Here is a 13717-nt window from a genome sequence, read left to right on the forward strand (position 1 = left end):
ACGAAAAATATTTTCATTGATGCAGATTAATTTGAAGTCTTTCCTAAGTTTTCTGTTTATCCTATTGGCTTTTTATTCCGAAGCTCAACATGTGGATAAAAAATCACTATTGGACAATATAGAATATTTATCCTCAGATGACTTCAAAGGGAGAAAAACAGGCAGTGCGGAAAACTTAAAAGCCAGAAATTTTATCGTTGAGAAGTTCAAATCCATTGGATTAGAAACCCACTATCTCCAGTTTCAGCAAAAGTTTTCTTTTGAAAATAGAAGATCTAATGATCGCCTCGACGGTGCTAATGTGGTAGGGTTTGTGGCAGGCAGTGAATCTAGAAAATTAATCGTGATCACCGCCCATTTCGACCATGTGGGAGTAGGAAACCCTATTGAGGGAGACAGCATTTTTAATGGAGCGGATGACAATGCCTCGGGGACTGCCGCTTTAATAGCTTTGGCAGAATACTTTAGAAAGAATAGACCTAAGCACAGTATGATATTTGCCGCTTTGGATGGAGAAGAAATGGGGCTGCAAGGCGCTAGAGCATTGGTCAGGGATTTTCCATTTCCACTTGAAACAATTGAATTGAATATCAATATGGATATGATTTCCAGAAATAATCAGGGAGAATTATATGCTTCTGGAACTTACCAAAACCCAGATTTAAAACCGATTTTGGAAAAAGCGTCTTTAGGTCTTTCCCCAACTTTAGTATTTGGTCATGATATACCAGATACCGGTAGAGATGATTGGAGTAAATCCTCAGATCATGGAGCTTTCCTAGAAAAGGGAGTTCCACATATTTATTTTGGGGTGGAAGATCACCCGGATTACCACAAGCCAAGTGATGAGTTTAAAAACATACAACCTGATTTTTATTACGAGGCAGTTAACCTGATTCTTAAATGCACCCTTGCTTTAGATCGTGAATTACTGAAAGAATAGTATTAATCCTTCGGATTGCCTGAAAGGATGCGTAATTTGGGGTTTGTTTCTAAGACTATACCGCTGAATTTTGCCAAAAACAGATTTTATCACAAAGCTACTAATCTGGCGACTCAGACATCTGAGTAATCAATCCTTTATTATCATCCTTAGCGGGATCATAGGAATAATTTCAGGACTGGCAGCTGTAATTTTGAAAAGCGGAGTCCATGCCATTCAGGAGTTCTTAACAGAAGACTTTTACAACGAATACGCCAATTTCCTGTATATCCTTTATCCTATGATAGGGATAACAGCTGCGTATGTAGTAGGAAAATATATTTTTAAAGATGTAGGCGGACATGGAATCCCGGATGTTTTGTTTATCATCTCCAAGAAGCAAAGCCTCATTCCTAGGGTAAAAATGTATAGCCGATTATTTACTTCGGCACTAACCGTAGGATTTGGAGGTTCAGTCGGTTTGGAAGCTCCAATGGTGGTAACCGGGTCTGCCATCGGTTCCAATACAGGCTTGCTGATGCATTTAAATGCAAAAAAAAGAACCCTATTGATTGGCTGTGGTGCCGCCGCTGCTATTTCAGCCATCTTCGGAGCGCCCATTGGAGCGGTGATTTTTGCAATTGAGGTGATCCTAATGGAAATAAGCACCGCAAGTTTCATCCCTCTACTTATTGCCTCGGTGATGGGTTCGCTTACCTCCATGGTTTTGATTGGGAAAGATTCCATTTTTAACTTCAATTTCACCGAAACCTTCAAGGCTTCCCATATGCCCTATTACCTGTTATTAGGTATTATTTGTGGATTGGTATCGCTTTATTTTAACCGTGCGGTAAGAAGAACAGAATTAGCTCTGGAAGGATTGGAAAGCCAAACGATGCGAATGCTATATGGAGGTGCTTTTCTAGGTTTTATGGTGTTTTTCTTCCCCCCAATATATGGAGAAGGTTACAATATCCTAAACCAATTGATTGAAGGTAAATCGGCAGAAATTTTGAATAGAAGCCCATTTTTCTCCGTGATCGAGAACCCTTATATGATCATCATTTTCTTGGTTTTGATCATCTTATTTAAACCCATTGCTTCCGCATTAACCATTGGGAGTGGGGGTAGCGGAGGGATATTTGCCCCTTCTCTTTATGTGGGAGGTATCGTAGGTTTTGTCTTTGCCTATTCCAAAAACCTGTTTGGATTCCACATTCCTCTTCCTCTGGCCTCCTTTACTTTGGTAGCCATGTGTGGGGTCATGAGTGGAGTACAGCATGCACCGCTTTCAGCGATATTCTTAATTGCTGAAATTACGGGAGGATATGAACTCTTCGTCCCCTTGATGTTTGTTTCAGCAATTTCCTTTATCACCACTACCTATTATCAAAAGGATAGCTTATACTCCCTTCAATTAAAAGACAAGGGTAAATTTTTGCCTGAATCAAAAGATCAAGAACTACTAGAGTTAATTGATATAACCCATGTTATTGAACGGGATCTTCTGCCTGTTCATCCCGATGCTAAATTAAAGGATCTGACCAACTTGGTTAAAATTTCGAAAAGGAATATCTTCCCTGTAGTGGATGAGAAAAAGGCCCTTAGAGGCATCGTCACCTTAGATGATATTAGAGATATCATGTTTGACCAATCACAACAGGATTCCGTTTTTATACGAGATTTGATGCATAGCCCTCCAGAAATCCTATTGGCTACTGAAAATATGCAAAAAGCCATGGAAAAATTTGAAAGCTCAGGAGCTTGGAACCTCCCTGTTATTGAAAATGGGATTTATTTAGGCTTCGTTTCTAAATCCAGGATATTCAATGCATATAGGAAACGTCTCATTCGACAGAAGCAAGATTAAGCGAGTTTAGAATAAAATTTGGAATTGGAAATTATCCACTTATTTCAAGATTTAAATCTTCCTTTTTTTTAAGATAGCTACTTTTATCCACAAAATCGAGCTATTGTTTTATGTTATAAAAACTTGATTTTCAATTACTTATTATAACAAAGTGGAAAAGTGTGGATAAATTAATGAAAATGTGGATAAAATTTTCTTGCAATTTTCAATCCTTAAATAGACGCAATCAAGGCCCTTTTTTTTAAACAAACCTAAGAGCAAATTTCTATTTGTAATTCTATTTTCGAAGCTCAGAAATTCAAAGTTTAGAATAATATTCTGAAACACAACTTTTAGTCTTCATTTTAAGATGTGAAGTTGGATTTACCTAAATGGTAAAATATTCTCTCAGAAACTTCACATTAGTATAAGCCAATTTTAACAGATATAATACAAATAGTATTCCTTAGATTCCAAAGCCAATCGGGGCCAGATTATTCATTTGTTTTAAGATCCAGGCTTGTCTTCCAATAATATAAGGAGTAGGTTTTTTTGGATTCCAACGAATAGGATTAGGCAATACGGCGGCAATCATTGCGGCTTCGTTTCTATTTAAATTTGCTGCAGGCTTTTTATAATAGGTTTGGGCAGCAGCCTCTATCCCGTAAATGCCATTCCCCATTTCAATCACATTCAAATAAACCTCAAGAATCCTTTCTTTGGGCCAAATCAACTCTACCAGCACCGTAAAATAAGCTTCTAAACCTTTCCTTAGATAACTTCTATCTGGCCATAAAAACACATTTTTTACAGTCTGTTGGGTAATGGTACTTGCCCCCTTGATATTCTTTCCTTTTTGATTTCCTTCCCAGGCTTTTTTCATGGCCTCAAAGTCAAAGCCATGATGATCCAGAAATTTTTGATCCTCCGCAGCCACTACTGCCTGGGGAGCATTCTTTGAAATTTGGGTCATTGGTACCCAATCTTTCGACAACTTCACCTTTTTTTCTGAATCGAATGTTTGTTCAAATAGCCGAATCACCATCAAAGGCGTCACCGGAACAGGGACAAAACGATAAAGAACTGTAAAGCCAATAGAAAGAATAAGAAACCATATACACAGTTTCCAGAGAAATCTCCAAATTTTACGAAATACTTTCATTTAGTTAAACAGTTGCGCTGGCTTGAACAAAGCGATAGTAAAAGACCGCATTTCTATCCTCGGAAATGGTATCCAAATCTTGTTCCATTAATCGTATCTCTTCTTCTTTGATTAACTGAGCCTTTAACATGGAAGCAGCTGCACTTTTCATCAGCCCTTTCCAATAAGTGGTAAATTGCTGAAGGGTATTAGGGTCGTGCTGGCTTAAGTGAAATCCTCCTGGGAAGAGGTTAATATCAATAAAATCTGCCTCATGAAGTAGATTCCCCAATTTCAAACCTACATCAGGGTCTCCTCCGAGGGATCTTTGAAACTGGTTATATTTTTCATAGTAATTCTTTAAACCTGGAAGTTCGGGATAAAAGTAAAAAGAACTATTATAAACTTCAGTCAGCCAAATTTTGGATCCAGGCAAAAGATGAGATTTTAAGCTCCTTAATACCTGAGTTGGTTCTGGAATATGTTCTAATACCCAACAGATAAATGCCCCATCAAATTTCTCATTCAACTGTAGATTCCTAGCATCCTGATGCTCAAAACTAAGTCGATCCTTAAAAGAATCAAGATTGACCTGAGCCTTTTCCAATTGTTTCGATTCAGCATCTACACAAGTGATTCTAATTTCGGGGAATAGGTCCAGCAAAACTTGGGTTTGAGCACCTACTCCAGAACCGATTTCAAGGATATGTTTACATCCATTAAAATCAATTCTGGGATAAATCAAAGAACCTAACACTCCTGCTTGTTCTACCAGTCGTTCTTGTTCTTCGGGTACATATCCATGAATGTATGATGTCATTGACTTAAATTTTAATGCAAATTATCAAGAAAATAATAGAAGTATGTTAATTCCATTGTTTCAGTCTGAATTTTATCATCACATTAACTTCCCCTTGTAATTAACCCTAAAAGTTCCCTATTTTGGATTTTGACGAAATAATAAACCAAATGAGCGCAATAGAAATTGGAAGTTTCGAGGATTTTGAAAAATATAGCGGTAAAGAGTTAGGCACATCTGAGTACTTCCAAATAACCCAAGAGCAAATCAATTTATTTGCAGACGCAACTTATGATCACCAATGGATCCACACCGATCCTGAAAAAGCAAAAACCCAAGGAGCATTTGGAAATACCATTGCACATGGTTATTTAACCCTTAGTATCGTTCCTCATTTATGGGAACAGATCCTTAAGGTCAATAATCTAAAAATGATGATTAATTACGGAATTGAGAATTTCAGATTTGCTCATCCCGTGCTGGTTACTGACCAAGTAAGATTAGTCGCCACCCTGAAATCCGTAGTCAACCTGAGAGGGACCGTGAAGGCGGAAGTATCTGTAAAACTGGAAATCAAAGATCAGAAAAAACCAGCTTTTACCGGCGTATTAGTATTTCTATACCACTTTCAATAATCAATTGACATAATCTTATACTAAAAATAAAGCCGGATTTTCCGGCTTTTTTACTGTTCTATTCTCTGAAACAAGATAGTAGCCCCACCTTGTTTAAGAGTCATTTCGCCTTTCTCTGGATCAAAAATCATCGTAGCCCCTGCTTGGACAAATTCAAAAACATGATTTCCTCTGGCTTCTAAAGGAGTATCAGGTTGACCGGTAGGTTTCGCAATCAATGTATTTCCCTCTTTCACGAAGGTCATTTTAAGAGGAATCTGGTCTGAAGCATATTCCCCTAAATATTGATCCAACTCTTCTTCAGTTAATGTTGCAGTTTGAAAATTTGGAATCTTCACTTCTCTTCCAAATTGAGTATCCAAAATGGCTAGGATGATGTTATTGTTATTGTAATTACTGCCATTTGACAAAATACAGACTGTAACATCTTCTGCGGGTAAATAACCTATCATAGACGAAAAACCATCAATCCCCCCGTTGTGGCCATAGGCTATCTTTTCATAATAAGGAAATTGGAACATGCCCCTTCCATACCCGTCCTTTATTTCTTTCATTAATGCCAAACTCTCCTCAGAAATGAGTTTGCCAGAAAAAAGCCCTTCAATAAATTTCCCTAAATCTTCTGCGGTAGAAACAATAGCACCAGCTCCTAAAGGAATAGACATGTCGGTAACCTGTTCTTCCTCCCAACCATCTTCATAGGAATAGGATTTGGCTTCATTTGTTCCTTTTTCCTGACCCACTAAGGTATGTTCCAATTGCAAAGGCTTGGTGATTTTTTCCTCTACTAATTCCGAATAAGATTCATTGTAAACATCTTCTAAAATAAAAGTGAGTAAGACAAAATTGGAATTACTATACTCTCCTTTGGAGTCTGGTTCAAAATCGCTTCCTCCATCTTTGATGATTTCAACAAGCTGCTCACGAGTTTGAGGACTTGTGAAATAAGTATCATATAAATCATCATTGGTGAAATTATGAATGCCACTTCTATGCTGAAGGAGCATGCTGATGGTGATTTGGTCCGAATGAGGGATTTCGGGAATAAATTCAGATAGCTTTTGATCCAATTTCATCTTTCCTTCCTCCACCGCCTGGAAAACCATCACTGTGGTAAACATTTTGGTGATAGAGCCCACCCGGAATCTAGTATCATCATCTAATTTTACTCCCTCACCCACATCTTTAAAGCCAAGAGAACGGGCATAAAGCACTTCTCCATTTGCCTTCAAAAGGACATTCCCCATAAACTTGTCGTGGACTTCTAAGGAATCGAAATATTGATCCAGTTTGTTGAAATCTTGTGCAATCAGGGTAGCTCCGCTAAACAATAAAATAAATAATGAATAGATAAACCGTTGTTTCATAGCAAATTGTCTTCAATGAAGATAAAAAAAATCCTCCTTGGGTTACAAGGAGGATGTGAAGGATTAGTTAAGACGGTTTCTTTCTTCAGCACTTCCAGAACTTTTATTCACTCGGAAACTTTCTCCTTTAGAGAATCGATAACGAAGGGTAAATCTTACACCTTGGTTACTTCTATATTGTCTAAAAGAAGAATCAATATCTGCAAAATCAACTTTCGCTTTAATTACTTGAGTTCTAAATAGGTCGGTTCCATTTACGGCGATAGTCAATTTATCCTTCATAATGGTCTTGGTAACTCCTGCATCTACCCATCCGAAGCCTTCTAATTCTCCCTGTCCCCAAATCTGTGGACCTAAATACATACCCACTACTTCAAGCTTGAATCCTTTCGGTAAGTTGATATTGTGTTGTGATCTCACCATAAATGAAGTTTGCTCAGTATCCAGGTAGTCGTCACCAATCTGAGACTTATATCTATTATAGTTTACTTGCAACATATTGGAAGTTCCCCACCACTGTCTGATTTGGACAGGAACCATTGCTCTAAAGTTGGCATTTCTTGTTTTATCAAAATTGTCGGTAAAAGTCGTAGTGGTTCTTTCTTCATCATCCTGAATGAACACCTGATTAAATGCATCTGAAGTTTCACTGTAGCCAATAGTAAATTGATAAGCCCCTTTTACTACGTGGTTCATCTCAAAATTATTGGAATATTGAGGCTTCAAATTCGGATTTCCTCTTTCTGAAGTCAATGGATCGATATAGTAAACAAATGGATTCAACAATCTATAATTCGGACGAGTAATTCTTCTATTCGCATTATAAACGATCTGATAATTATCAGAAACCTTATGCTGGATAAATGCACTTGGAAATAAGTTGAAATACTCCTGAGTATTGATTTGATCCAAAGTCACCGAATTCCCTTCAATATTGGAATACTCCCCTCTCAAACCTGCCTGGTAACTTACCTTATCAGAAAACTTTCCTTTATAAGAAGCGTAACCTGCCAAGACATTTTCATGATATATAAAGTGATTACTGTTTGGAGTTGGCTCAAAAGGACCATCTTCTATCGCCAAGGTCAAATCCAAATTATTATCTGACATCACCCATGACCCTTTTACACCGGTCTCTAGCGTTCCTTTACCCAGCGGCTTTACAAAGTCTACTTTTGCAGTAAAGATATTATAGTACATATCATTTACAGTGTTAAGCCTCCCACGGGCAGCATCAACCTGATCTTCTCCAGTCCATGTAGTCGTACTCAACAAGGATTCACTACCTGAATTCATTCTGGTAAAGTCAAAATCTGCTGTCAACTTAGTACCTAAGGTATCCAAGTTTCCACCATAGTGAAGGTTTCCGAAGAATCGATTTCCTCCACCTTTTGAATCATTATAAGAATCTAAATAGGTCTTATCCACCACCCCAGGAGTAATTATTTCAGTTAGAGATGGATTGGTGGTTGTATTGTCAAAATCGGATGCCTGAAGATTGATACCAATGTTGTGGTTCTTATTGATTTCATAATTTGCTGCTCCATTGAAAAACAAATTTTTATTTCTTTGCCTAATTCTAGACTCTTGTAAGAAATTGGAAACCCCTTCCGCTACATCAAAATTCCGCTCAATGTCTAACTCATTTAAGTTGGCATAATGATTATAATTCAAATCTGCATTAGTGGACCATTTCCCTTTCTTAACATTCAAAGAAACTCCTGCAATCGGTGCCCAGTAGCCATTATATTGACCACCCGCCTGAACATTTCCAAACATTCCATCTACGGTATTCTTTTTAAGTCGAATATTGATCACGCCTGCAGATCCTTCTGCGTCAAATCTGGCAGACGGATTATTGATAACTTCAATACTCTTAATATTGTCGGCTGGCATAGCTCTTAAGAAATTAGCCAAGTCTGTGGCGCTCATATAAGTTTGGCGATCATTGATCATCACTACGACACCAGTACGACCATTCAAATTGATGATTCCATCCTGATCCACATAGATCCCTGGAGATCTCCCGATCACATCCAAAGCGGTTGATCCTTCCGCCATCACTGTTCCTTCTACATTGACTATGGTTTTGTCAGGTTCAATGATAATTTCTGGTCGTGTAGAAGAAACTGTCACCTCATCCAATCCGGTAGCTTCATCATGTACCGTCAATTCTCCCATTTCCTTAATCGTCCCAGGTTTCAATTCAAACGGATCAGATTCAAATGGTTTAAAACCAATAGAGGAAATCACCACTTTTACTTGTGCTGTTTTTGCTGATTCAATCAAAAATAATCCATTCTCATCGGATACAGCTCCATCTACAAGATGTCCATCATTTACCGCAATTAAGGCCACATTGGCATAAGGAACTGCCTGCCCATTCTGATCTAAAATTTTTCCGGATATTTTACTAAGATCTTTTGCAGCAAGATTACTCATTCCCAACAAATATGAGAATAGAGTTAAAAAGAGTAAGTTGGTAGTTTTCATTACTATGAAATATATGTGTTAACTGTGCCAACTAGTGAAAACAAAATGCCAAGAGTAAAAAATGCCCCAAAAAAGCATAGAATGGCGTTTTTTAGCAAAACAAAAAATAGAACTGTATCAAAACCGAACAGTATTTCGATCGGTTTTAAACAAAAAAATCCCCGATTCATACCGGGGATTTTAGAAAGAATTTTTAGTTCTGCTTATTTAGCAGCAGCATATCTCTTACTTACTTCTTCCCAATTCACTACATTCCAGAATGAAGCAATGTAATCAGGTCTTCTATTTTGGTAATTTAAATAGTATGCATGTTCCCAAACATCCAAACCAAGGATTGGAGTACCAGGGCACTCAGCAACATCCATTAATGGATTGTCTTGATTTGGGGAGGAACAAACACAAAGTTCTTTTTTGGCATCTACACAAAGCCAAGCCCATCCTGAACCAAATCTGGTAGCAGCAGCTTTATTGAATGTTTCTTTGAATGCATCGAAAGAGCCGAATTTTGCATCAATTGCAGTAGCTAACTCTCCAGTAGGGGCTCCTCCACCATTTGGAGAAAGGATCGTCCAGAAAAGTGAGTGATTAAAATGACCACCCCCATTATTTCTTACCGCAGTATTTGAACCTGCGATTTTCAACAACTCTTCCAGAGATTTACCTTCTAGATCAGTCCCTGCAATTGCATTGTTTAAGTTAGTCACATATCCATTGTGGTGCTTTGTATAATGGATTTCCATTGTACGTGCATCAATGTTTGGTTCTAATGCATCATATGCATAAGGTAATGAAGGAAGTTCAAAAGCCATATTGTTAAAATTTAAGGTTAAACGTTAAAATTATATTCATTCAAATAATCTGCCTAAGGAACTGGTAGAAAAGAAAAAAAATTCCCTGAAATCCAATTTCCTTTTAGTTTCTCAGCTTTTTGAAAAATTCAAGTATCAATTGCTCCGATTCTAAGGCCATAGGCCCCTGAAAAAATTTGGTTTTTGGGTGTAGCATTGCAGGGTTGCATTGCTTAAAACCTCTTTTGGGATCAGGTGCTGCAAAATGCACCTCTCCGATTTGGGACCAAAAAAGAGCCCCGGCACACATGGCACAGGGCTCTAAAGTCACATATAATTTACATTCGTTGAGATATTTGGATCCCAAGTAATTTTCTGCTGAGGTGATCGCCAGCATTTCAGCATGTGCGGTCACATCATTGAGCATTTCAGTTTGATTGTAAGCTTTTGCTATAATCCTGTTTTTACACACAATAACAGCGCCTACTGGGATTTCACCTTCTTCAAAAGCTTCCTTGGCCTGCTTAAAGGCCTCATTCATGAAATATTCGTGCGTGAAAAGCTCCAACTCTTTTTATCTGAAAAATGCGAAAATCTCCTCCCTAATTCCCTCGTTAATGATGACTGCCAACAATAAGGAAACCAATAATCCAATGAATGCCTTGCCCACATCTTTACTTGCCAATTTGTAAGCTCTGCTAACCCAGTCTCTACGTTTTTCTGGCTTGGCTGCTTTACCTAGGGCAATGGCTAATTCACGTCCTCCCAACAATCCGATAAACACCCAAGTCGTACTCATTGGAACTTTGCTGTGAATCTTGAAATAGAATAATATAATGGCGTACACAAAATCCACAATAGTCGCTGCTCTCACATCCGTGACATTTGACTTCTCGTTTACAATAGATTGGATTTTGTCACCTTTTAAATAAAACAGGAATCCAAGTCCCAAGAAGACAAACCCTGCATAAACAGAAAATTCATAGACATTCAACTGTCTTGGAAGGAATACGGCAATGTTTGCCGCATCTTGCATGATCCAAACAGCCCATAGGGTTCCTGAAGTGATCCATTGCAAAAACATCCAGTACGGCTTTGGCTTTCCTTTTAGGTAATTCTGAACAAACCGCTCCAATACAAACCAAACAACTATCGCAATACCGAATGCCAAAAGATAACCTACAAAGCTCTTCTTCATTACTTCTAAAATGGTACCTGCCTTATAGGTAAAAACATTTAGCAATAGGAATGTCGTAGAAACCGGCATTCTCATTCTAGTCATGATCAACAAGACTATTGGCGCTGCCAACTGTAAAAACACAAAGCTTTCGGGAGCTTTATCTAGGCCTTTGGTAGTCAAACGCTCATAACTCACATCACCATTGAAGGTAAACCAGCTATAGGTAACTGTTCCCACAAAAATTAACCCCATAAACAACCACAACCAATACCATTTTTTGGATTGATTAGAAGCTATGAAAGTACCGATGGTCTGTATACTATCATTGGCAATGGCAGAGTAGGCCGCCAAAGCAAATCCGAACCACATGGCGGCATAAGTATACGGTAGTATTAATCCAGCAATTGATATAAGTATACATATACCTATCAGGAACTGCTTTTCTTTCTTGGCAAAGTCAAATATAGAGTATGCACTTTTACTTAACTTCTCCTGATTAATGTTCTGGTCGAGATTTTTATTCTTAGCCTTGGCCATGTCTTTGTTTTCTATTTGGCTACAAAATTAATGAAGATAATCTTCTGGGAATATTAAGAAATTGTTAAGTACGCACAAATTCTTTTCTATTACACTTAGTTTGGCTTGTAATTCGCAAAAAAATTTCAACTTTTGCGATTTATTTTAATTAAAATTTGGAATTTCTTCGACATTAGGCTTCGAAGTGAAATATCATTAGTATTAGTAGACTACCAACTATAATACGCTGGGATGGAATTATATGATCAGGAACAACCTGTAAAAAACAAAACCAAAAGCTATATCTTAATGCTTTTGGCCATCATATTATTCATTTTTTCGATCGACCTTCTTACAGTTGCGATGGGTCAACTAAACAGCACTGTGGCAAATGATATTTTAATGGCCACCAAAAATCCATTCGTCAGCCTTTTCATTGGTCTTTTAATGACAGCTCTAATCCAAAGCAGCTCAACAGTAACTTCGAGTATCGTGGCGATTGTTGCCGCGGGAAATATGAGCATGGAACAAGCCGTTCCAATGGTAATGGGTGCAAATATAGGTACTACCTTGACCTCTACACTTGTTTCATTTTCTTATATCATGAAAAAGAAACAGTTTAAAAGAGCCATCTCAGCAGGGGTCATTCATGACTTATTTAACATTATTACTGTTTTTATTTTATTCCCTTTAGAATATTATTTCCAGTTTTTATCCAGAATTGCTCACAAACTGGCTTCCTTTTTCCTTACTAGCGAAAACTATTCAGGAAACTTCAATTACAACAACAAAGTATTTACACGTCCTATGACAGAATGGATCTCTGAAACAATTCAGATTCCTTTTTTAACCTTGGTATTGGCAATATTCCTGGTCTTTGGAGCCATTAAATTGCTTTCCTCTTCTGTCTATAAAGCCTTTGTATTAGATAGCTTTCAGGAAATCAACAATTTTGTCTTCAAGAAAACGAACTTGGCGTTTATTTATGGAATATTTTTTACCGCGGCGGTACAATCCAGCACCGTAACAACCTCATTGGTGGTACCGCTCGTAGCTAATAAAAAAGTATCTCTTAAAAAATCATTCCCTTTTATCATTGGGGCAAATATTGGCACTACGATTACTGCTGCCATAGCCGCATTCTATAAAACAGAGGCAGCCATCGCATTAGCTATTGTTCACTTCTTGATAAACTTGTTTGGAGCCTTAATCATCTTGCCTTTCCCAGGTATCCGAAATATCCCTGTTAGAATGGCTACTTATATGGGAGCAAAATCAGTTCAAACCCGATTTATTGGTTTCGCTTATATTTTGCTGACCTTCTTTATCATTCCATTCTTACTGATTTATTTCAGCAACTATTAAGAATATTTCATTTTCCAAGCATCCATTAATTGCTTTGCAGAACTGGTTCCGATTCGATCTGCTCCCGCTTCAATCAGTTGAATCGCAAATTCCAGCGTTTTGATACCCCCAGAGGCTTTGACACCCACATGCGAAGATAGAGTTGCTCTCATGGTAAGGATATCCTCTACAGAAGCTCCTCTAGTGGAAAAGCCTGTTGATGTTTTGACATAATCCGCACCTGCATCCTGACAGATCAGACAGGCATCTTTGATTTGGGACTCATTCAGGTTAGCAGTTTCAATGATAACTTTTAAAATTTTTTCCTCCTCATGACATAATTTAGCGATCTGAGCAATTTCTATCTTCGGCCAATTCATTCCAGAGTGATAAGAAGTCTGGGACCATACCAAATCCAATTCATCCGCTCCTTGTTTGATTGCCTCCTTCGTTTCAAACACTTTTGTTGCGGTATCAGTGTAACCCAAAGGAAACCCTATCACCGTGACCAACTGGATTTCTTCCTCTTTCAACTCTCTTTTAACTTTTTTCAACCAAAATGGTGGAACACATACACCTACAAACTGCTCCTCAATGGCATCCTTGATCAATTGATCAAGTTGATCCGAAGTCATGTTGGCTTGAAGTAGAGTTGATTCCAAATACCTATTAAAGTTTTTCAT

The 13717-nt window shown here is 37.9% G+C and carries 12 protein-coding genes; 4 read left to right on the top strand and 8 right to left on the bottom strand.

From position 1 onward, the window contains the following. Positions 1-19 precede the first annotated feature (19 nt). Both JYB62_RS14070 and JYB62_RS14075 read left to right on the top strand, forming a co-directional pair. A complete protein-coding gene (locus tag JYB62_RS14070) occupies positions 20-943 on the top strand; it encodes a M28 family peptidase (protein ID WP_205646055.1) in 924 nt (307 codons plus the stop codon). Between the two features lie 70 nt (positions 944-1013). Next, the gene (locus JYB62_RS14075; RefSeq protein ID WP_205646056.1) at positions 1014-2792 is read left to right on the top strand and encodes a chloride channel protein; all 1779 of its coding nucleotides are present in this window, start codon (positions 1014-1016) and stop codon (positions 2790-2792) included. 445 nt (positions 2793-3237) lie between these two features. Here the strand turns inward: JYB62_RS14075 and mtgA are convergent, their stop codons facing one another. Continuing rightward, positions 3238-3933: a monofunctional biosynthetic peptidoglycan transglycosylase gene (mtgA, locus tag JYB62_RS14080; protein ID WP_205646057.1), complete on the bottom strand. Its 696-nt coding sequence runs from the start codon at positions 3931-3933 to the stop codon at positions 3238-3240. Between the two features lie 4 nt (positions 3934-3937). Continuing rightward, on the bottom strand, positions 3938-4732 hold the full coding sequence (locus tag JYB62_RS14085) for a class I SAM-dependent methyltransferase (RefSeq protein WP_205646058.1): 795 nt from the start codon (positions 4730-4732) through the stop codon (positions 3938-3940). Between the two features lie 149 nt (positions 4733-4881). On the opposite strand from JYB62_RS14085, the gene JYB62_RS14090 reads away from it, so the two are divergent. Further along, positions 4882-5346 carry a MaoC family dehydratase gene (locus JYB62_RS14090; protein WP_205646059.1) on the top strand — a complete coding sequence of 155 codons (465 nt, stop codon included), beginning with the start codon at positions 4882-4884 and terminating at the stop codon, positions 5344-5346. 50 nt (positions 5347-5396) lie between these two features. Here the strand turns inward: JYB62_RS14090 and JYB62_RS14095 are convergent, their stop codons facing one another. The 5 genes from JYB62_RS14095 to JYB62_RS14115 all read right to left on the bottom strand — a co-directional run bounded on the left by JYB62_RS14095 (position 5397) and on the right by JYB62_RS14115 (position 11711). Beyond that, the gene (locus tag JYB62_RS14095; RefSeq protein WP_205646060.1) at positions 5397-6713 is read right to left on the bottom strand and encodes a serine hydrolase domain-containing protein; all 1317 of its coding nucleotides are present in this window, start codon (positions 6711-6713) and stop codon (positions 5397-5399) included. A 63-nt stretch (positions 6714-6776) separates the two neighbouring features. Further along, positions 6777-9206 (bottom strand): TonB-dependent receptor, encoded by a 2430-nt coding sequence (locus JYB62_RS14100; protein ID WP_205646061.1) that lies wholly within the window; start codon positions 9204-9206, stop codon positions 6777-6779. Positions 9207-9409: 203 nt separating this feature from the next. Continuing rightward, positions 9410-10015 (bottom strand): superoxide dismutase, encoded by a 606-nt coding sequence (locus JYB62_RS14105; protein ID WP_205646062.1) that lies wholly within the window; start codon positions 10013-10015, stop codon positions 9410-9412. Between the two features lie 103 nt (positions 10016-10118). Next, positions 10119-10562 carry a nucleoside deaminase gene (locus JYB62_RS14110; protein ID WP_205646063.1) on the bottom strand — a complete coding sequence of 148 codons (444 nt, stop codon included), beginning with the start codon at positions 10560-10562 and terminating at the stop codon, positions 10119-10121. A gap of 6 nt (positions 10563-10568) precedes the next feature. Beyond that, on the bottom strand, positions 10569-11711 hold the full coding sequence (locus JYB62_RS14115; RefSeq protein WP_205646064.1) for a hypothetical protein: 1143 nt from the start codon (positions 11709-11711) through the stop codon (positions 10569-10571). 231 nt (positions 11712-11942) lie between these two features. On the opposite strand from JYB62_RS14115, the gene JYB62_RS14120 reads away from it, so the two are divergent. After that, positions 11943-13055 (top strand): Na/Pi symporter, encoded by a 1113-nt coding sequence (locus tag JYB62_RS14120; protein WP_205646065.1) that lies wholly within the window; start codon positions 11943-11945, stop codon positions 13053-13055. On the opposite strand, the gene deoC is transcribed toward JYB62_RS14120, so the two are convergent. Next, positions 13052-13717: a deoxyribose-phosphate aldolase gene (gene deoC / locus JYB62_RS14125; RefSeq protein ID WP_205646066.1), complete on the bottom strand. Its 666-nt coding sequence runs from the start codon at positions 13715-13717 to the stop codon at positions 13052-13054. The genes JYB62_RS14120 and deoC overlap by 4 nt on opposite strands.

The organism is Algoriphagus lutimaris, from assembly GCF_017051705.1.
Classification (GTDB): domain Bacteria; phylum Bacteroidota; class Bacteroidia; order Cytophagales; family Cyclobacteriaceae; genus Algoriphagus; species Algoriphagus lutimaris.